Source organism: Clostridium sp. HMP27, assembly GCF_000765165.1.
In the GTDB taxonomy this organism is placed as follows: domain Bacteria; phylum Bacillota; class Clostridia; order Clostridiales; family Clostridiaceae; genus Clostridium_AK.
Genome location: NZ_JMFY01000016.1, coordinates 1 through 22,191, shown reverse-complemented (window position 1 = coordinate 22,191; position 22,191 = coordinate 1). Strand labels below are relative to the sequence as shown.

Annotated in this window: 16 protein-coding genes; 13 read left to right on the top strand and 3 right to left on the bottom strand. The window is 32.3% G+C overall.

The genetic code is table 11. The features are described from left to right. Nucleotides 1-109 precede the first annotated feature (109 nt). The 6 genes from DP68_RS07585 (at nucleotide 110) to DP68_RS07560 (ending at nucleotide 5,945) form a co-directional block, all read left to right on the top strand. The gene (locus DP68_RS07585; protein WP_035308078.1) at nucleotides 110-1,084 is read left to right on the top strand and encodes an SIS domain-containing protein; all 975 of its coding nucleotides are present in this window, start codon (nucleotides 110-112) and stop codon (nucleotides 1,082-1,084) included. A 53-nt stretch (nucleotides 1,085-1,137) separates the two neighbouring features. Beyond that, a complete protein-coding gene (locus DP68_RS07580) occupies nucleotides 1,138-2,442 on the top strand; it encodes an extracellular solute-binding protein (RefSeq protein ID WP_035308075.1) in 1,305 nt (434 codons plus the stop codon). A gap of 91 nt (nucleotides 2,443-2,533) precedes the next feature. Continuing rightward, nucleotides 2,534-3,421, top strand: a complete 888-nt coding sequence (locus DP68_RS07575) for a sugar ABC transporter permease (RefSeq protein ID WP_035308073.1) — start codon at nucleotides 2,534-2,536, stop codon at nucleotides 3,419-3,421. A gap of 2 nt (nucleotides 3,422-3,423) precedes the next feature. Next, nucleotides 3,424-4,344 (top strand): carbohydrate ABC transporter permease, encoded by a 921-nt coding sequence (locus DP68_RS07570; protein WP_291547901.1) that lies wholly within the window; start codon nucleotides 3,424-3,426, stop codon nucleotides 4,342-4,344. Between the two features lie 24 nt (nucleotides 4,345-4,368). Further along, nucleotides 4,369-5,190 carry a PfkB family carbohydrate kinase gene (locus DP68_RS07565; protein ID WP_035308070.1) on the top strand — a complete coding sequence of 274 codons (822 nt, stop codon included), beginning with the start codon at nucleotides 4,369-4,371 and terminating at the stop codon, nucleotides 5,188-5,190. A 26-nt stretch (nucleotides 5,191-5,216) separates the two neighbouring features. After that, nucleotides 5,217-5,945, top strand: a complete 729-nt coding sequence (locus tag DP68_RS07560; protein WP_035308067.1) for a UTRA domain-containing protein — start codon at nucleotides 5,217-5,219, stop codon at nucleotides 5,943-5,945. Between the two features lie 91 nt (nucleotides 5,946-6,036). Here the strand turns inward: DP68_RS07560 and DP68_RS07555 are convergent, their stop codons facing one another. Next, nucleotides 6,037-6,690: a DedA family protein gene (locus DP68_RS07555; RefSeq protein ID WP_035308063.1), complete on the bottom strand. Its 654-nt coding sequence runs from the start codon at nucleotides 6,688-6,690 to the stop codon at nucleotides 6,037-6,039. Between the two features lie 556 nt (nucleotides 6,691-7,246). Between DP68_RS07555 and DP68_RS07550 the strand changes: the two genes are divergently transcribed. The 5 genes from DP68_RS07550 to DP68_RS07530 all read left to right on the top strand — a co-directional run bounded on the left by DP68_RS07550 (nucleotide 7,247) and on the right by DP68_RS07530 (nucleotide 11,824). Then, a complete protein-coding gene (locus DP68_RS07550; RefSeq protein ID WP_035308062.1) occupies nucleotides 7,247-8,413 on the top strand; it encodes an ABC transporter substrate-binding protein in 1,167 nt (388 codons plus the stop codon). A gap of 106 nt (nucleotides 8,414-8,519) precedes the next feature. After that, entirely contained in the window at nucleotides 8,520-9,404 is an 885-nt protein-coding gene (locus tag DP68_RS07545) for a branched-chain amino acid ABC transporter permease (protein ID WP_035308060.1), read from the top strand. An 11-nt stretch (nucleotides 9,405-9,415) separates the two neighbouring features. Next, entirely contained in the window at nucleotides 9,416-10,366 is a 951-nt protein-coding gene (locus DP68_RS07540; RefSeq protein ID WP_035308058.1) for a branched-chain amino acid ABC transporter permease, read from the top strand. Then, nucleotides 10,344-11,126, top strand: a complete 783-nt coding sequence (locus DP68_RS07535; protein ID WP_035308056.1) for an ABC transporter ATP-binding protein — start codon at nucleotides 10,344-10,346, stop codon at nucleotides 11,124-11,126. The genes DP68_RS07540 and DP68_RS07535 overlap by 23 nt, the downstream gene beginning before the upstream one ends. After that, nucleotides 11,120-11,824, top strand: coding sequence for an ABC transporter ATP-binding protein (locus DP68_RS07530; RefSeq protein WP_035308054.1), 705 nt, complete (start codon nucleotides 11,120-11,122; stop codon nucleotides 11,822-11,824). Before DP68_RS07535 ends, DP68_RS07530 begins: the two co-directional genes overlap by 7 nt. A 103-nt stretch (nucleotides 11,825-11,927) precedes the next feature. On the opposite strand, the gene DP68_RS18895 is transcribed toward DP68_RS07530, so the two are convergent. Beyond that, nucleotides 11,928-15,089, bottom strand: a complete 3,162-nt coding sequence (locus DP68_RS18895; protein ID WP_052085707.1) for a cell wall-binding repeat-containing protein — start codon at nucleotides 15,087-15,089, stop codon at nucleotides 11,928-11,930. A gap of 56 nt (nucleotides 15,090-15,145) precedes the next feature. Further along, on the bottom strand, nucleotides 15,146-18,301 hold the full coding sequence (locus DP68_RS18890) for a cell wall-binding repeat-containing protein (RefSeq protein ID WP_052085706.1): 3,156 nt from the start codon (nucleotides 18,299-18,301) through the stop codon (nucleotides 15,146-15,148). A 257-nt stretch (nucleotides 18,302-18,558) separates the two neighbouring features. On the opposite strand from DP68_RS18890, the gene DP68_RS18885 reads away from it, so the two are divergent. Then, on the top strand, nucleotides 18,559-20,214 hold the full coding sequence (locus DP68_RS18885; RefSeq protein ID WP_052085705.1) for a cell wall-binding repeat-containing protein: 1,656 nt from the start codon (nucleotides 18,559-18,561) through the stop codon (nucleotides 20,212-20,214). A 97-nt stretch (nucleotides 20,215-20,311) separates the two neighbouring features. Continuing rightward, complete coding sequence (locus tag DP68_RS07510; RefSeq protein ID WP_035308052.1) at nucleotides 20,312-22,033, top strand: hypothetical protein; 1,722 nt, start codon at nucleotides 20,312-20,314, stop codon at nucleotides 22,031-22,033. Nucleotides 22,034-22,191: the final 158 nt, after the last annotated feature.

Sequence of the window (22,191 nt, the reverse complement as noted above, 5' to 3'; positions counted from 1 at the left end):
ATGTAATTTAAGTTAATATAATCATATAGTGAATATAACAACATATAACAACATAATATAATATATAACAACATGGGGATGTTGGAAAGATTTTAAGGGGGAATTGATTATGAAACCAGAACATGTAAAACAATTAGAAACTGCAATTGAGGCAATTAAAGGTATTAGTGTTAAAAATTTTTACTTTGTAGCTTGTGGTGGGTCAAAGGCAATATTTGAACCTGTACAGTATATAATGGACAGGGAAACAGAGATTCCATCTGCGGTTTATTCATCAAATGAGTTTGTGCATCGTTCACCAAAAAGTTTAGGGCAAGGTTCAGTTGTGGTTCTTTGTTCACATTCAGGTAATACACCAGAAACAGTAAGAGCTGCTGAATTTGCACGCGAGAAAGGTGCGATAACAATAGCATTCTCACATCTTGTAGATTCACCACTTTGGAAGGCCGCTGAATATACAATACATTATGATTGGGGAACAGAAGCAAATGCATCAGAATTAAATAATGGAATGTTATATAATCTTATATTTAGTATGCTTAACGTTGTTAATCCAAATGAAAAATATACTCGTGCAGTAAAATCCATTAATAATTTACACAGAGTATTTGAATTAAATAAGACAAGCACCTATGAAGCTGCAGATGAGTTTGGACGAAAATATAAACGTGAAGAGCTTATATATACAATGGCAAGTGGTGGTTGTTATGGGGTAGCTTATTCCTTTGCCATTTGCTTACTTATGGAAATGCAGTGGATAAATTCTAGTGCAATTCATTCAGGAGAATATTTTCATGGACCATTTGAAGTTACAGACTATGATGTGCCATTTATTATAATTAAAGGATTGGATGAAACTCGTCCGCTTGATGAACGTGCACATGCATTTTGCAAGAAATATAGTGATAAGATAACTCTTATCGATGCTGAAACATTTGATATGGAAGGAATTGATGAAGATCTTCGTGGATACTTTGCACCACTTGTGGTTGGAGTTGTTCTTCGTCAATATGCAGACCGTATTGCAGAACATAGAGGACATCCGTTATCTGTTAGAAGATATATGTGGAAAATGGAATATTGATAATAGGATATATTAATTAAATATATATTAAGATATTAATTGGGGGGGTAAAAATGTTAAAGCGTATTCTTGCGGTAGCGTTAAGTTCTGTAATGGTGATGTCTTTAGTAGGCTGTGGTGGTGGAGCTAAGGAAACTGCCGGCCAACCAACAAAGTCATCTGATGGAAAAACTGTAATTAAGTTTTTCCATAGATGGCCTAACGAACCTAGAAATTCATATTTTAAAGAATTGGTTGCTGAATTTGAAAAACAAAATCCAGATATTAAAGTTGAGACAGATGCAGTTTTAAATGACTCGTACAAAGAAAAAATTCGTGTACTTGTATCATCAGATAATGTTCCAGATGTATTTGTATCCTGGTCAGATTCCTTTGCTGAAAATCTTGTAGCCTCAGGAAAAGTAAAACCACTTAATGATATAGTTGAAAAGGATAAAGAATGGGCTAGCCAAGTTATGGATTCACAAAAGGGTGCATTTACATTTGACGGTAAGCTTTATGGAATGCCTCTTACAATTGATGGGAAAGCATTCTTCTATAATAAAGATGTATTTGAAAAGAATGGACTTAGTGTTCCTAAAACATTTGATGAACTTATAGCATTATTAGAAAAGCTAAAAACTCTTGGATATAAAGCCCCAATTATTGAAGGATTGACAGATCCTTGGACTATAGCGCATTACTTAGGAACAATGAATCAGCGTATGCTTGAGCCAGCAGTTCTTAAGAAGGATTATAATGCAAAAACTGGAGAATTTACTGATCCAGCATATGTAAAGGTCTTAGAGCACTTTAAAACATTAACAAAATATATGGGAACAACGGCAACTGCAATCGACCATGAAACTGCACGTAACATGTTTGCAAGTGGTGAGGTTCCTGTTATGTACATGCAGCTTGCAGAAATTAAAAAAGTTCAAGATAACGGAGATATCAAATTTGGGTTCTTTAACTTCCCAACATTTGCAGATGGAAAGGGAAGTCCAGAAGCACTTACTGGAGCACCAGAAGGCTTTATGTTAAGCAATGTAAGTAAAAATCCAGAAGCAGCTGAAAAACTTTTAAAGTTTATAATCTCTAAGGAAAATGCTACAAAGTTTACAAAATTAGATGGACAGGTTACAGCAATAAAAGGCGCTGTCTCAGCTGATAATGCATCAAAGGAAATTTTAGAAGCTGTTGATTTAATTATGAATTCTTCTGAAACTACTCCATGGCTTGACAATGCAGTGAAAATCAGTGTAGCTGATGCTTATATGCGTGGAGGTCAATCTATAGCAGCAGGACAAAAGACTCCGCAGGATGTAATGAAGGATGTACAAAAAGCAGCTGCTGAAGAACGTAAATCTGCAAAATAATCTAAAATAATATTACAAATTTGAAAAGAGGGGGCTTCCCCTCTTGTGTTATATAAGTTTATAGTAATCTATTTTGCTAGGAGTGGTGGTAATGAAAAAATCAAAAGTTGTATTAGCTCCATATTTATTTATAGCTCCATGCATTATTATGTTAGCAGTGTTTATATATATTCCGTTAGCTCAAAATATTCTTTATAGTTTTGAAGAATTTTCAACATTATCTCCTATAAGAAAAATTGTTGGATTGCAAAATTATAAAACACTACTATCTGATAAAGTTGTGGTTACAGCATTAATAAATAATGTACGTTATGCCGTAATATCTGTAATATGGCAAGTATGTTTAGGCCTGGTAGTGGCAGCAGTATTGGAAGATAAGGTTTTTAGAAAAATTTCTCCTGCTATTCGAACTATATACTTTTTGCCGGTTATAATCTCAATGACAGTAATTTGTTTGCTTTTTAGTTTTATATACAACCCTCAGACAGGGCTATTAAATAGCTTTCTTAGAATTATAGGACTCGACAGCTTAGCAAAACCTTGGCTAGGTTTACCTTCTACCGCACCATATGCAGTAATTGCAGTATCTCAGTGGCAAAGTTTGGGATACATTATGATGCTATTCATTGTTGCGATTCAAAAGATACCAGAGGAGTTATACGAAGCGGCAGAGATAGATGGGGCAGGAAAAATTAGACGTTTTATAAGCATAACTTTACCACAAGTTAAAGAAATGTTTTTTGTAACTAGCTTAATCACAATTACAGGTGCATTTACGGTATTTAATGAGCCGTATATTTTGACAAAGGGTGGAGGACCTGGAACAAGCTCTATGACTATTGCAGTTCATATGTATCAGTCAGGCTTTTTTAAAGATAAAATGGGATACGCTGCTACTTTAGCTGTACTAATATTTGTTATAACAGCATCGCTTGCTGTGGTTCAAATGTTATTATTTAGAACGGGAAAGGAGGAATAGAGATGGATAAACATAAAGTTTCTTCTTATAGTGATATGCAATTAAGCACTGAAAATAAAATGCCTAAGATGCCTAGATATAAAACTTCCTCTTATCGCCGTAATAAATTTGGCATAGGTGAAATTTTAGTTTTAGCAGTTCTTTTGATTGGAGTTGTATGCATTGCATATCCTTTATTCTGGATGGTAATGTCTTCTTTAAAAAGCTATAAAGAAATCTATGGGAATGTGTGGGGATTACCTTCAGTTTGGAAATTCTCTAATTATGCAATCGCATGGGAGAAGGGAATATCAAAATACTTTTTAAACAGCTTAATAGTTACAGTCTCGACAGTTACTGGAGTAGTTATAATTGCCTCATTATGTGCATATGGACTTAGTAGGTATAGATTTAGAGGTATGAGTATAGCGCTTATAATTTGTATGGGTGGAATGATGTTAAATCCGCAGGTATGTGTAGTTCCACTTTATGTTCTTTTGCAAAAACTAGGAATTCATAATACTCGTTTTGCGATGATTCTTCCTTATATAGCATTTAGATTACCTTTAACCGTATTACTTATTAGATCATTTTTTCTTGCAATTCCAAAGGAATTAGAAGAATCAGCAAGAATAGATGGATGCAGTGCTTTTGAAATTTATTGGAGGATATTTATGCCTATTTCAAAACCAATTTTACTTACAAGTGTAATACTTACATCATATTATTCTTGGAATGAATTTTTATTTTCAATTATATTTATAGATTCAGACAACTTAAAAACCATTCCTTCAGGACTTATGAATTTTAGAGATGCACTTCAAACGGATTGGGGAGTGTTACTTGCAGGTATGGTTATTTCTGCACTACCTATAATTATACTATTTATATGTATGCAAAAATATTTCATAAGAGGTATGGCGGCCGGGTCTGTAAAAGGTTAATATTTTAATTGGAGGGTATGTAATATGAAAATGATAGCTGTAGGAGATAATGTAGTTGATTGTTATTTAGATCAAAATCTATATTATCCAGGTGGGAATGCTGTAAACGTTGTAGTTAATTGTAAACGATATGGATTTGATGAATGTTCTTATATTGGAATATTTGGAACTGACAAAAAAGCTGAACATTTGACCTGGGCACTTAATCAAGAAGGAATAAATTATGAAAAGTCGCGCCATGTGATAGGAATAAGTGGACAACCAAGAGTGAATTTAACCTCTGAGGGAGATAGAGTATTTGTTGGTGGTCCTAAGAATACTGTACAACATATTGTTAGATTACGTTTAACACCAGAGGACTTAAATTATATTTCTAATTTTGATGTATGCCATACCAGTTGTTATTCAAATATTGAAGCGGAACTTGTGAAAATTAAAGATTACTGTAATATTTCATTCGATTTTTCCGATAATAGAGATATAGAATATTTAAAAGGAGTATGTCCTAATGTGAAATTTGCATTTTTCTCAGGTTCAGATTTGACATTGGAAGAAGTAAAGGGTCTTATAAAGACATGTCACTTGTTAGGAACTGATATAGTTGGAGTAACCCTAGGAGGAAAAGGGGCATTATTTTCTAAAAATGGTGAACTATTTGAGCAGGGCATAAAGCAAACGGAAGTTATTGATACCATGGGTGCAGGAGATAGTTTTATTGCAGGATTTTTAACAAATTATACTCAAAATAAAAATATGGAAGAGGCTCTAGAATTTGCAGCCACTTGTGCAGCAAAAACATGCACATTCCATGGAGGGTTTGGATATCCTCATCCATTTGATGACTAAATATTAAAAAAAAGGAGAAATAATATATGTTAGTAGCTGATAGCTCAATATCTTTGTATGAGCAACTAAAGTTTCTGATTAAAGACGATATTGTAAAAAGAACCTACAAACCAGGCCAAAAGATGCCAACTGAAGCGGAACTAGGTGAGCGATATGGAGTAAGTCGAATAACTGTTAGAAGAGCAATAAAGGAATTAGTAAATGAGGGATTATTGGTATCTAGGCAGGGAAAGGGAACTTTTGTAGAATCTTCAAAGATACATTCAAAGATTTTGAGTTTAGATGGCTTCACTGACTTAGCAACTTCAGAAGGTATTAATCCTGAAAGAATAGTTTTATCAAAAGCAATAATAGAACCATCAAATAAGGTTTTAAAATCTTTGAATTTACCTAAGGGATCCAAGGTTTTAGAATTAAAACGTATGATTGTGTATGAAGGATCACCATTTAGTATTGATATAGCTTATTTCCCTACTGACCTTTTTCCAGATATAATTTATAAAATTTCCGACCATGTATCGACTTTTAAAGTTATGAGGGAAGAATATGGAGTTGTAATGAAAAAAGCTTATAAGGAATTTAGCGTTACTGTAGCAAATGTTGAGCAAAGCGAGCTGCTTAATTGTTCACCTGGTGAGGCGCTATTTTTAGTTGAAAAAATTATCTATAATGAAGAAGATAAGCCTATTCATTTTTCACACTTTTTAGTTTTATCAAGTAGAGCAACCTATTCTATTACCGTAGAGCAAAACTGAGTAGAAGTACAAGTGGAAGGGAGTAGGGAGATAAAAATAGAAGTTTGCAACTGCAAACTTCTATTTTTTATACTTGGTATTTAATTATATTCTAAAGAACTGTATCACGGCTGCTCATCTTGCTTTTTAGATAGGCAAAAGCTCCAGGTAAAACTGATACAAGGATTATTGCAAATATAACTAATGTAAAGTTATGTTGTACTGCTGGTAGATTTCCGAAGAAATATCCCATTAAAGTAAATAGGGCTACCCAAGTAATTCCTCCAACAATATTATAAGATATAAATTTGCTGTAATGCATTTTTCCCATACCTGCAACAAAAGGAGCAAAAGTACGTATTATTGGTACAAATCTTGCAAGTATTATAGTTTTGCCACCATGCTTATCATAAAAACTATTGGTCTTATCTAAATATTCCTTTTTTATAAATTTGATATTTTGATTTTCATAAAGACCTCTTCCTAAAAGTTTTCCTATCTCATAATTTACTGTATCGCCAATTATTGCTGCAGCCATAAGTACTAAAAGTAAAGTGAAAATATTCATAGAGCTTACAGAAACTAAGGCGCCAGCGGCAAATATAAGTGAATCTCCTGGTAAAAAAGGAAGTACTACAAGGCCTGTCTCGCAAAATACTATAAGAAATAGTACAGCATAGGACCACATTCCATAAGTTTGCACGATAGCACTTAAATGCGTGTCAATATGTAATATAAAGTCTATAGTCATTTGTATAAGTTGCATAATATAACCTCCTGACGTTTATCAAAATGACAATAGATATTATATCACATAACAGAAATAAAATTTTCAATGATTTGATTAAATACTAAATTTTACATTAAAAAAGTGGATTTTATATTTTATAAAAATAATTTTTATGTAAATGTTTTCGGTACGTTGACACATGTTTAAGAACGTGATAATATCTTTAATAACAAATCAAGAATGTTAAGTTAGTTCACAATAGAATATAAATTTTAAAAATTATGACGAAGACAAAACTATCATCATGTTAATTACAGAGAACCGGATAAGCTGAGAACCGGGTTAACTGGATAGCAATACTCACTTCTGAGTTGTATAGTCGAAATTAAGTAGATTATACCGCGGGGCTGCGTTAAAAAGCTGAGGTTTAATAGAACCTGAAAAAGACTATTCTTATGATGAGAGTAGTGAAGTAGAGTGGTACAGCGTTAAATATCGCCTCTACATGTGTTAAGCACACATGTAGAGGCGTTTTTTTATAACCTATAACCTTAAATAGGGGGCTATTTTAAAAAATAAAGGGGGCAATTTTATGAAAAAGAAATTATCATTATTATTCGCAACAATGTTTGTCACAGGAGCATTAGTAGGATGTGGAAGCAAACAAACATCTGCAGATGCTAAGACCGTAAAGGTAGGTCTTAACTATGAACTATCTGGAAATGTGGCTACATATGGCCAAAGTTTAAGTGAAGGTATTGAACTTGCAATTGAGGAAATTAATAAAGCAGGTGGAGTCTTAGGAAAACAAATTGAAGCTGTAAAGGTAGATAATAAGTCTGAAACTGCTGAAGCTGCTAACGTTGCAACTAAGCTTGCAACTAGAGATAAGGTTGTAGCAATACTTGGACCTGCAACTTCTGGTAATACAAAGGCAGCAGCACCAATTGCTGTACAAAACAAAGTTCCATTAGTATCAGCTTCTGCTACAGCAGATGATGTTACCGTAGATAGCAATGGTAAGGTAAGAGAATTTATATTTAAAACTTGTTTTAGTGACTCTTTCCAGGGGGTTATAGGAGCTGACTTTATAGCTAAGGATTTAGGTAAAAAGAATGCAGCTATTCTTGTGGATACTACTAGTGACTATAGTAAAGGTCTTTCAAAAAGCTTTAAAGAAACCTTTGAAAAACATGGTGGAAAAATTGTAACTGAACAGGCATATCAAGCAAAAGAAACAGACTTTAAAGCAGTACTTACAAAAATTAAGGGTTCAAATCCTGATGTAATATATCTTCCAGGTTATTATGAAGAAGTAGGTTTGATAGTAAAACAAGCTAGGGATCTTGGAATTACTGCTCCGATAGTTGGAGGAGATGGTTATGAGTCACCAAAACTTGCAGAACTTGCTGGGAAGGCTGCATTAAATGGAGTTTATTTTACAAATCATTATTCTTCAAAGGATACTTCAGCTGAGGTTGTAAATTTCCAAAAAGCATTCAAAGCTAAATATAATAAAGAGCCAAATGGATTTAGTGCTCTTGGATATGATTTAGGATATTTCTTTGCAGATGCTGTAAAGAGAGCTGGGGAAGCTAACCCTGTTAAAGTTAAAGAGGCTATGGCAGCTACTAAAGATTTCAAAGGAATAACAGGTAAGTTTTCTATAGATGAGAATCATAATCCAGTAAAATCAATAACAATTCTTGAAATGAAGAATGGAGAGCAGACTTTCTTAAAGAAGCTAGATCCACAATAATAAATAAACTATAAGAGTAGCTAGGATTAGAGAGGACAAAGGACACAATATGAAATTAAATGAACACTTTGTGCTCTCTAATATATTTTAAAAGGATGTGAAAAAGATGGAACAAACTTTACAGCAGTTAGTTAATGGACTTTCACTTGGGAGTATATATGCATTGATTGCGTTAGGATATACAATGGTTTATGGTATCATAAATCTTATAAATTTTGCTCATGGTGATATATATATGTTAGGAGCTTATATAGGTTTTGCTGTTACCACATTTCTACATGTTGGTTTTATACCAGCAATCATTATATCAATGGTTTCTTGTGCAGTTATAGGGATTATAGTGGAAAAAGTAGCATACAAACCTATTAGAAATTCAACTAGAATTGCTGCACTGATAACTGCAATAGCAGTTTCATTATTCTTAGAATATGGAACAATGTATTTTGTTAAGGCGGAAACGAGAACTTTTCCAGAAGAGCTTGCAAGTAAAAATATAAAACTATTCAATGGTGGAGTAGTACTTAATACTACAGATATATATATACTAGTAATTACTATTGTACTTATGATAGCTCTTCAGTTTATAATTCATAAAACAAAAATGGGTAAAGCTATGAGAGCTGTTTCAATGGATAAAGAAGCAGCACAATATATGGGGATAAGCATTGATAAAACAATATCCTTTACTTTTGCTCTTGGTTCTGCACTAGCAGGAGTTGCGGGTGTACTTGTTGGAGTATATTATAACTCAATAAATCCTTTAATGGGAGTTCTTCCTGGACTTAAGGCTTTCGTAGCTGCGGTAATCGGAGGAATAGGGATTATACCAGGAGCGGTTCTTGGTGGATACTTCCTTGGAATGACAGAAACTATAGTTAGTGCTAATGGTGGATCTTTATATAAGGATGCCGTAGCATTTGCAGTATTAATTATAATACTTTTAGTAAGACCTAATGGACTTTTAGGTAAGAATGTAAAAGAAAAGGTATAGGAGGGAATAGTATGAAGGTATTTAATAAAAATAATATAGTAACAGCGGTTTTCGTACTTCTCCTATATGTATTAGGACAAATATTAATAAGTGCTGGCATCATTGATTCTTATATTTTACTTAATTTAATAGTAATAGGTATTAATATAATACTTGCTGTAAGCTTAAATCTTATCACAGGCTTTACAGGACAATTTTCACTAGGACACGCAGCTTTTATGTCCATTGGAGCATATGCTTCTGCTGTAGTTACAGCTAAATTTAGCCTGCCATTTGGAGCAGGAATAATTGCAGGAGCAGTAATTGCTGCAATTGCAGGAATTGCTATAGGAATTCCTACATTGAGATTAAAAGGAGATTACCTTGCTATAGCAACATTAGGATTTGGGGAGATAGTTAGAATAATAATTCTTAATAATGAATACTTGGGTGGTGCTAGTGGACTAAATGATATACCACAATATACAAATTGGGCATGGATGTTTGCAATGGTCGCACTCACTATCGTTTTAATAAAGAACTTTATCAATTCAAAGAGCGGAAGAGCTTGTATTGCAATTCGTGAAGATGAGATTGCAACGGAATCCATGGGGGTTAACACTACTTTTTATAAGGTACTTGCTTTTGGTACAGGTGCTTTCTTTGCAGGAATTGCAGGAGCATTATATTCAGGGTATTTCTATTTTATAAAGCCAGATGCCTTTGGTTTCATGAAATCTATTGATATTCTAGTAATAGTAGTATTTGGAGGTATGGGAAGCATTATGGGTTCAGTAGTTGGAGCCATAGCACTGTCTGTAATATCTCTTCTACTTCAAGGATTCCCTGAACTTAGAATGGTTATATATTCAGTTATACTTTTCTTAATAATGGTTTATAGACCACAAGGAATTATGGGTAATTATAGATTTAGGTTATTTAAGAGGGGAGGTATTCAAAATGCCAGTGTTAACAGTAAATAATATTTCAATGTCTTTTGGTGGAGTAAAGGCAGTAAGTAATGTAAATATGAAAATAAAGCATGGAGAAATAATTGGTCTTATTGGACCAAATGGGGCAGGAAAAACCACATTTTTCAATTTGCTTACAGGCATATATAATCCAACAGAAGGTGAAATAATATATAATTTTGACAAAAAAGTTCATCCCAATAAAATGAAACCTCATGAAATAGCTGCAGCAGGAATAGGTAGGACATTTCAAAATATAAGACTTTTTAGTGAAATGACAGTGGAGGAAAATGTTAGAGTAGGATTTCATAAGAACATTAAGTATAAAGCTATTTCTTCCTTATTTAGAACTCTCTCTTATTATAAAGAAGAAGAAAATGCAGATAAAAAGGTTACGGAGCTTTTAAAAATATTCAACCTTGATGAAAAAAGAGAAGAACTTTCTAAAAATTTATCCTACGGGGAACAAAGAAGACTAGAAATAGCAAGAGCTCTTGCGTCTAATCCAAAGATTTTACTTCTTGATGAACCAGCAGCGGGAATGAATCCAAATGAAACACATGAGCTTATGGAACTTATAAGATGGATTAAGGATAAATTTGATATCACTATAATTTTAATAGAGCATGATATGTCGCTTGTAATGTCTGTATGTAATAGACTTTATGTTCTTGATTATGGGAAGCTTATTGCAAATGGAACGCCAGAAGAAATAAGACATAACCCTGCAGTTATTAAGGCATATCTTGGAGGTGAAGATGAAGCATGTTAGAAATGATTGATGTTAATGTATATTATGGAGCTGTTCATGCTTTAAAAGGTATAAGTTTAAAAGTAAATGAGGGCGAAATTGTTACTTTAATAGGTGCAAATGGAGCTGGGAAAACTACAACTCTTAAGACAATTTCTGGAGTGCTAAAGCCTAAAGTTGGGAAAGTTACATTTGATGGAAAAGACTTAAGTAAAGTTAATGCAAGCAATATGGTAAGCCTTGGGATGGCTCATGTACCAGAGGGTAGAAGAATTTTTGCTAACATGTCGATTATGGAAAACTTGGAAATGGGGGCGTTTTCAAGAAAAGATAAAGCAGAAATAAAAAAGGATTATGGGAAAATATTCGAGACATTTCCAAGATTATTAGAACGTAAAAATCAAATGGCAGGAACTTTATCAGGAGGAGAGCAGCAGATGCTTGCTATAGGGCGTGCTCTTATGTCAAGACCTAAATTGCTTCTTCTAGATGAACCTTCCATGGGGCTTGCGCCGTTAGTAGTTAAACAAATATTTTCAATAATAGAGGATATAAACAAAAATGGTACTACAGTTTTACTTGTAGAACAAAATGCTTCTATGGCACTTAAAGTAGCTCATAGAGCTTATGTAATACAAAATGGATATGTGGAAATGGAAGGGGACGCTTCAGAACTTTTAAATGATGAAAGCGTAAAAAGTGCATATCTTGGGGCATAATAATCTGTAGTCTATGAGTTTAGATAAAAGGGGGCTTTTATCTACGATATATTTGATAAACCCTAGCTAAATAAAATTAGCTAGGGTTTATTTTTTATCAATATTATTTAAATATCTTATCTAAAACAGAGGATGGAACAGAAGCTTCTCCTCCTATTGTATACTTCATCTTCATATATTGTCGTATACTTCTCAATTCTAAAAGAATTTCATTTTTGTTTAATAAACTTTTGTCTGCAAGGAGGATAGGGGATTGTACTAATCCTGCTAGCGCAGAGGCTGACAAGGCATCTGCAAAACCCTGTCCTGAAGCTATAAAAGTAGTTCCAAAGTAAAACTTAAATCTGCTTAAAACCTTTAGATTTGTTTCATATCTGTTATTACCATATATTCTTTCAGGATTACGCAAATCAATTAGTAGATTATCATTAATAACTCCAGGTCCACCAATTACATATGTCTTAGATATATCATAATCTGATACGTATTTCTCCAATCCTATTGGGAGACTATCTTTTCCAGTTAGAACAATAGGAATTCCTTGCGCTGCAGCATAAGAAGCTATGGATAGAGCATCAGGGAAATTACTTCCTGCAGTAATAAATATTTCTCCATTTGTGCCTATAAAATTTGCCACAGACAGGGATGTTTGGTATCTATCGTTTCCATGTAATCTTGTAATTTTAATTCCATTTGAAGCTATCTTATCTTCTATTTCTTTTGATACAGAGCCATATCCACCTATGATAAACATTTCGCTAACTCCAAGTCTCTTTATTTCCATTTCTGTCTTGGTAGCTAAAGTTTTAGGATTAGTTAGTAAAATAGGTGCATTATACTTTGCAGCAAGAGGAGAAGCGCTTAAAGCATCTGGGAAGTCTTGCCCTGAAGCAAGTACAGCATATTTAGAACTAGACCATTGCTTTGAAACCTCAATGCTTGTTTCATATCTATTTAGTCCAGATATGCGGTTGTATTCTTCACCTGTATAAAAATTTAGAGTAAATTTGCCGTTAAATTTATCTTCATCTACACTACCTACAGTATCTTCTTCAACTATTAAAGTAATATTTGAATTATAGGGAAGATCTTCATGGGCAATTATAAGCATATTGCCACTTACAGATGCTTTAACTTTATAATAATTTTTGCCATCTGAAATTGATATATTTTTTTCATTAACTAAATTAATTTTATCTTGGTATTGAATTACTATAGGAAAGTCTATAGGGTTATCTTTTTCATTATTTTCAGGCATAGATCTAAGTGCTTCAAATCTACTTACAGATGCAAAGGGATCTATAGAATACATATCCTTTCCAGTAAAAAAGTGCAGTTTGCCATCTTTATCAAAAAATATATTATTACTATAGTTTGGCATATATCTAACAGTTTCCATAGTATCTAAGTTATATATTCTCGATTTTCCCACGGCTATGCTTCTATCTTCATCCACTGCATAAATAGGCTCATTAAAGCTTCTTATTGGCTTAGATAAGTTATTTATATTAAAAACCTTATCCTTACATATAATTAGGCCTTTTTTTTCTAATACCATAATTGGAGTATCTAATGGATCTCTATACATGCTTAATTTTTCATTTGTACTTGTATAACCTATATTGGATTTTTCAATTTCCGTAATTTTATCTCCATCTGTTAAATACTTTGCTATTTCAGATGTTAGTGAACCTGCTGACCAACCATATTGAGTCCATTTATAAATATACTTACCATCAGAACTAAAAGATATATTTCCCACTTCTTCCATTCTAGGAGTATAATTTATTTCATTAAAGGTATTTGAATCAAATACCAATAATTTTGGAGACCATTCTCCATTCACTATATAAAGTCTATTATTTTTTTCATATATATGCCTATGACCAACTAATATACTTGAATTTTTCTCAATTTTACAAGATAGATTTTTAGTATTTGAAAAGTCATTTAAATCATATACACTTACTAAATAATTTTCATCTTCATTTACAATATACAAATTACTAAAGTCTTCTGATATAGCTAAATCTGATGGAGTATATAATAAATTAATAGTTCTTTCTAATTTATTAGTTTTTATATCCATAACTAATAAATTATTTAGAGTTTTATCTAAAGCATATGCTTTATTTCTACTGACATCATATTTTACAGTAGCAAAAATATCTTTATATTTATTATGCAGCTCATCATTATCATCAATAGGCAGCGAAGATTCCAAGAGGATACTTTCAATAAAATATTCGTTATTATTATTTTTTGAAACTGCTATGAGAGTATCATTTTGGGAAAATAAACTATCTACTTTACCTAAGGTAGTATAATATTTTAATATATTAAAGTTGCTATAATCATGTTCGGCAATTTTATTGCCTTCTACAGCAGCATAAAACGTATTTTGCTTAGTATTAAATGCTATATCAAAAAAATTAGCATTTAATGAGGTAACATAAGTCATATCACCATACATACTGTCCGATGTCTTGAATATAGTTCCTGCAGCATTAAATATATACTTTCCATCTGGAGATATTCTAAACTTTGGAAGCATTTCATAATCACCATGATAAGGAGAACCATAAATATTTCTTGTAAAATCTCCACTTTTTGTTCCATATACAGTAAAGTCTCTTGGAGAAACGTCAGTGGTTATAGTATATAATTTATCTTGATTAGGGTTAAACTCAATGTAACTTCGCATATGAACACTAGTTACAGTATCTATTTTTAAATGAGTTTCTCTTGAATAACTTTTGGCCACAGTCCATTGATTTGAACCACCAAAGAGGTATATAAAACCTTCCATATCTACTGCAATATCAAAAGGATCTATGTCTACATCAAATCTGTCCTTAAGCGTAAAGTTATCTGCGTCAATTATACCAACAGCTCCAGCTCCATCTCCAGCTGAAAGATTAGAATAATGATGTCCACTTTTTAAAATAGTTACATAGACTTCGTTATTAGAAAAAGTAAGTCTTTCTATAGGCAGATCAAATTGAATACTTTTAGTTTCACCAGTTTCATAATTGATTGAATAAACTTTTCTAGCGGATCTATCTGTAAAATATAAAATAGGCTTATTTGGGTGAATAATAGAATGAGTAGGGGTAAAGCCTAAAGGTATATTTATTTTTGAATTTGCTGCGTATACCTTATTTAGTGAGCTTCTGCTGCTTAATGGAAAAAAACTAAATAAAGCATTAGAAATTAAAATAGCTGCTATAAAAGTTGTCAAAAAGTTTTTTTGTATTTTACTCATAATATTCGTCCCTTTTATATATTTTTAATGAATTCATTTTTTGTCTTTCATTGATATTATTTAAATAGCTTGTCTATAACATAGGATGGAACGGAGCCTTCTCCTCCTATTGTATACTTCATTTTCATATGTTCTTTTATACTTTTTAATCCCATGAAAGCTTCATTTGTGTATGGTAAGCTTTTGTCTGCAAGTACAATAGGTGACTGTGATAATCCTGCCAGTGCAGAAGCTGATAGGGCATCTGCAAAACCTTGTCCTGAAGCTAAAAAAGTAGTTCCAAAATAAAATTCAAATCTACGTAACACATTAAGGTTTGTTTCATACCTGTTGCTGCCGTATATTCTCTCGGAGCTAGGCATCTTATGAAGTAGATTATCACTAATAACTCCAGACCCACCAATTACATAAGTTTTATTTATATTGTAATCTGATACATAATCATCTAATCCTTCTGGAAGTGTATCTTTTTTTGTAAGTACAATAGGAATTCCTTTTGCAGCAGCATAGGAAGCTATAGATAATGCATCAGGGAAGTTACTTCCTGCAGCAATGAATATTTCTCCATCTGTGCCTATGAAATTTGCTATAGCCATGGATGTTTTATATCTATCTTTTCCCTGTAATCTTGTAATTTTGATTCCTTTTGAAGCTATTTTATCTTCTATTTGCTTTGACACAGAGGCAGATCCACCTATAACAAAAATTTCACTAACTCCAAGTCTCTGTATTTCTGCTTCTGTCTTAGAATCTAATTCCTTAGGATTAGTTAGTAAAATAGGTGCACTATACTTTTTAGCAAGAGGTGAAGCACTTAACGCATCTGCAAAATCCTGTCCTGAAGCAAGTACTGCATATTTAGAGCTAGTCCACTGCTGTGAAACCTTAACGCTTGTCTCATATCTATTTAACCCAGCTATACGAGTATATTCTTTTCCCGTATAAAAGGTTAGAGTAAGTTTGTTATTAAATTTCATTCCCTGAAGATCACTTATAGCATCTTCTCCAACTATTAAACTAATATTTGAACTATAGGGAAGATCTTCATGTGAAATTATAAGCATATTTTGACTTGCAAATGCTTTAACACTATAGTGTTTTTTTCCATCTGAAATTGATATATTATTTTCATTAGCTAAACTTATTTTTTCAGGATACTGAATTACTATAGGAAAGTCTATAGGAGTATCTTTTTCTTTATTTTCAGGCATAGATTTAACTGATTGAATTTTACCTACAGGTGCTAAAGGATCTATAGAATACATGTCTTTTCCATTAAATAGGTGTAGTTTTCCATCCTTATCAAAAAACATACTGTTAGTACTATGACCTGGCATAGATCTAACAACTTCCATAGTATCTAAGTTATATATTTTTGTACTTCCCACTGCTAGGTTTCTTTTTTCATCTACTGCATAAATAGGTTCATCGAAACTTTTTATTGGCTCAGCTAAATAATTTAGAGTAAAAGCCTTATCCTTACATATAAGTAATCCCTTATCCTCTAATATTATAATTGGAGTATCTAGCGGATCTCTGTGGAGAGTTAACTTTTCATCGGTTGGATGACCGCCGGATATTTCAAGCTGAGTTAATTTATTTCCATCTAGTGAATATTTTTTTATCACAGAGCCTAGTACACCTGCGGACCATCCATAATGCTTCCATGTATAAATATATTTACCATCAGAACTAAAAGTAATGTCTCCTACCTCTTCCATTATAGGGCTGTACTTTATTTCGTTGAAGTTATTTGAATCAAATATAAATAGTTTTGGAGACCATTCTCCATCTACTACATAAAGTTTGTTATTTTTCTCATATATGTGCCTATGTGTACCTTCTAATACTGAACTTTTGCTAGTTTTATATGGTAAATCTTTGATATTTGAAAAATTATTTAAATCATAGACACTTACTAAACAATTTTCATCTTCATTTACTATATATAACTTACTAAAGTCTTCTGATACAGCTAAATCTGAAGGTTTATATGATAACTTAATTGTTTTTTCTAATTTATTAGTTTCTGCATCCATAACAAATAAGTTATTTAAAGTTTTGTTTAGTGCATATACCTTATTTCTACTGCTATCATATTTTCCAGTAGTAATGTCATATTTATTTTTATTGAACAAGTTATCTGATTCATCAAGAGGTAATGAATAAGCTAAGGAGATATTTTCAATAAAATACTTATTATTAATATCCTTAGAGACTGCTATAAGAGAGTCATTTTGAAAAAACAAGCTATCAACTTTACCTAGAGTAGAATAATATTTCAGTATGTCAAAGTTTGTATAATCATATTCAGCAATTTTATTGCCCTCTATTGCAGTGTAAATCTTATTTTCCTCGATGTTAAAAGCTGCATCAGAAAAGGTAGCATTTAGTGAACTAACATAATTCATATCATCAGGTTCATTATCTGAAGCTTTAAAAATAGTTCCTGCGGAGTTGAATATGTATTTTCCATCTGGTGATATTCTAAGCTTTGAAGACATTTTATAATTTCCATGGTAAGGAGAGTCATAATCAGCTTCAAATTTTCCATTATTTATTTTATATGCATTAATATCTGTTGGCATATAAATAGGACTTACAGTATATATCTTATTCTTGTTAGGATTAAGCTGAATATAACTTTCTACTTCAACACCGCCTATAGTATCTACTTCTAGCTTAGTTTCCCTAGAATAACTTTTCGCTATTGTGTATGAATTTGATCCACCAAACAGATATATATAACCTTCCATATCTACTGCAATAGCAAAAGGGTCTATGTTCACATCAAATCTATCCTTTAGTGTAAAATTGTTAGCATCAATTATAGCTACAGCACCAGTTCCATAATCTGATGAAGGAAGATATTGCTGATGTCCACTTTTTAAAAGGGTTACATAAACCTCATCATTAGCAAATGTAATTCCTTCTACTGGCAAGTCAAACTGTATACTTTTAGTTTCACCTGTTTCGTAATTGATTGAATGAGCTTTTTTGCCTGATTTATCTGTAAAATATAAAATAGGCTTATTTGGGTGAATAATAGAGTAAGTGGGTGTAAAACTTAAGGGAATATTTACCTTTAAATTTGCTGCTTGTACGTTGTCTGGTAAATTTCCGATATTTAATGCGAAAAATCCAAACAAGTTATTAAAGATTAAAATAAGTGCTACAAAAGTTGTCCAAAAAAATCTTAACTTTTTGTTCATAATACGCCTCCTTTTTTAAATGTTTTTAATTATATTCAATTCAGTATAGCATGGGATTTTACGAAATTTAATTTGTAATTGGAGGGATATGAGGAATATTATACAAGTTAAGAAATAAAGCTTTTGTATCGATAAAAATTATAGTACTATAGTAGAGCAAAAAATATATTTATAAGGCACTAGCTATTTAAGTTTATTTTTACTAAGTTACAAGTCTTTAGTAAATTAATCAGAAGTATAGGTTATAGGAGGATTTTATGAAAAAGGCAAAGAAAATATTGTGTTTGTTAGCAACTGTACTTATTTCAAATGCATTAGTTCCTATACATAGGGTTTCGGCAGAACCAGATGTAACTAGGATTTCCGGGACAAACAGATATGATACGTCATTAAAGATATTAGATAAGGGATGGAGCATTGCAGATAACTTAGTAATTGTAAATGGAGAAAACTTCCCAGATGGATTAAGTGCTGCACCCCTTGCAAAAAAGTTAGATGCTCCAATGATTTTGGTCAATGGAAAACAAGTAAGTACAGAGCTTTTAAATAAAATGAAAAGTTTAAAAGCTAAAAAGGTATACATAATAGGTGGAGAAGGCGCAATTTCTAAAACACTTGAGAACAATTTAAAGAAGTCTTTGGCAGTTGAAGTGGTAAGAATAGCTGGAAAAGACAGATATGAAACTTCCATAAAAATTGCTAATTATATGTATCCAAGCACTAATAGTGAAAAGGAGATAGCAGTTGTGTCCGGTGAGAATTTTCCAGATGCAATTTCTATGGCACCAGTAGCTGCAATAAAAGGAATACCAATAATACTTACACGAAGATATGAAGTTTCCAGCGATATAAAAGGTTTCTTAAGTAAAAATAGTATAACTAAAAGTTATGTTATTGGAGGAACAGGTGCTGTAAGTGACAAAGTTGCAGGTGAATTTCCTAGCTCTGAAAGAATATGGGGAAATAACAGATATGAAACTAATTTAAATATTATGAAGCATTTTATTAGTTTACTTGTTAATGGGGGAGAAATTTTTATTGTATCAGGACAAAACTTCCCAGATGCCCTAGGAGGAGCGGCTTATGTAGCAAAACGATCTGCCCCTATGTTCTTAGTTTCACCACAAGTTAACAAAGCAACAGAAGATTATATATACGGCTTTTATCAGCTTGGTTCACCTATAGGGGATCTTGTGGTACTTGGAGGAACAGCTGTGGTACCTGACTATGTGGCTCAAAGGATAATAACGAAGAAAAGGCCAACAAATAAAAAGGTTACTTTAGGAATGACTGTAGATGAGGTTTTAGAAATTATGGGTGAACCTCTTGATAAAGACGAACCAAGTCGTGATACTTATAGGTATTATTATATCAATGATAACATAAAGGAAATCTACAGGGACAAAACTGTATTAATTGAATTTACTAAAAAAACACAGCCTCATACAGTTATTGGATGGTATCGTAATGGAGATGAAAGAATAAGTATGGGAGAGATAAATCCTAATGCAACACCAATAAGATTAGGCTCAGGTATAAGTGAAATTGTAGCTGCTGCAGGTACTCCTATAAGTATAACAGACAATACAGATCATAGTATTTGGTGGTACTCATATAATTCATCCCTTACATTAGATAAGAATAAGAAGGTTGTTGGATGGAAAAATAATAATAATATGAATATATATATGGGTGAAAGGGATATAAATGCTCCTGGTATAAAAATAGGGTCTACATTTGATGAAGTAATAAAAGCCATGGGCCCCACAACGGAAATTCATCCTAACTTTGTTGACTTTGGTAAAACATTAAAATATAAAGATTCCTATGTAGAAATTGATAAGGATGGAAGAGTTACAGGATGGATAGATAAAGGGAACTTAAAATTAGCACAGGAAGAATTAGAATATTAATTGTCAGGGTAAACGTATATAAAATTTTAGGGCATAGCTCTTTTATTTATATAGTTTAATAAGTATAATTTAAAGTATTATAATTTAGGGGGATAAAATGTATTATTTATTAGTCATTTTGTTATTTTTAAAACCTAGCATTAAAAAAGAAGACTTGCCTGAACAGATAGGAAGGGGAATTATTGGAGGAATAGTTTCATTCTTGGTTTTATATGTGTTTAAGTTTGACCATACTCTTTCATTCCTTTTATCTATGCTTTGGCTGCCAGCAATTGTTCAGCTGATATTTTATGTTATTTCAGGGGAAGTAAATAAGGATAAGAAAAATAAAGAGAATAGAAAATATTCAGTTCCTATTGGGATGTGTTTAATTGTATTTATGATTTTGAGTATTGCATATAATCAGGTTCCCTATATAACAGGTGGGGCAAAGAATCTTGCCCAAATGGTTCCTGTAGAGGAAAGTACAGAAAAAGTTTCTCAAATTAATGCAGAGCATGTTATTGTTATTTCACCAGAAACTGCATATTATGAGATGCAGAAGATGATTGGTACACTTCCTAACCCTAGTGCATATGAAATTGGGGAAATTGGTATTACAATGACAAAGGATGGAGCTCTATATGTAGCGCCAATAGAATTTGATGGCTTTTTTAGAGCTTTTGGGAGTAAAGAGATACCAGGAGTAATATATGTTTCAGCTGAGAAGCAGGCAGAGGCAAAAATTATAAATATGCCAGTAGGTTATGCTAAATCTTTGGTATTTGGAAGAGATCTTGAAAGAGTTTTACGTAAGGCTAAACCTGAAGCAATACTTTTTCAGGCAAATGTTGAGCTTGATGACGCAGGTAATCCATATTATATAGGTAGCTATGGCCATTACAAGTATGGTCGTAGAGGGCCTATAGTTGATGGTATTTTCCTTTTAGACTTTAAAGATGGAAAGATTACGGATTACAGCAAAGACAAAGTGCCTTCATGGGTAGAACAAATATATCCTTCTGATGTTGCTGAAGTCTATAACAGTTATTTTGGTACTCTTGCTAAAGGATTGATAAATAAATTCTTTGCAAAAGAGGGAGTGCATGTTCCGACACAGTGGAGTGGGGATACAAGTGTAGAAGGACTTAAAGTTAATTCTTATGAAGTATCAGGAGTTGTAGATAGTAACGGAAGAATGAAGTGGTTTACTGATCATACTAATACATCAAATAACTCAACTACCATGACAGGATACACGCTTATGGATATGAGGACCGGAAACATGATTTACTACAAGACAGCAGGCTATGTGAACGGAAAGGGCGCTATGAATGCTGTGGACAAGAATCTTGGTGCTAATAAAGCAAATTGGGCTCCTGTACAACCACTATTCTATAATCTATTTGGTTATGAGGCTTGGGTAGTTCCTGTGATAAATAAGACTGATGGAGCACTAGTAAAGGTGGCTATAGTTGCAGCACAAAACAGTTATGTAGTATTAGAGGACAATAAGACTTTAGCCATTGAATCCTTTAAAAATGCTATAGCTTACGGGAAAATAAATGATGCAACTAATAAAAATGCAAACAGCATAAAAGCTGACAAAAAAAATATCATAGGAAAAGTCTCAAGAATTAACGCTATAACTGAAAATGGAAATACTATTTTTTATGTAAAGCTTGCAGAATCAGAGAATATTTATATGGTTAACAAATCTGCTGGAATTGATATTGTATTAACTAAAGAAGAGGATACCGTAGAAATTGAATATCTTGATATTAAAGATAATAATATAGTTTCTACCACAAAGTTTAAAAATAATAGTATTAAAAAATAATTATATGAATTATCTATGAAAATAATTTATATAATTATTTAAATACTTAACATTGTAAAACATAAATAAAAAGTTTAAATATAATTAGTAATGAATAGAATAAAAAAATCCAAACTTGTATTTACAAGTTTGGATTTTTCAGGCTGTTGATAAACATA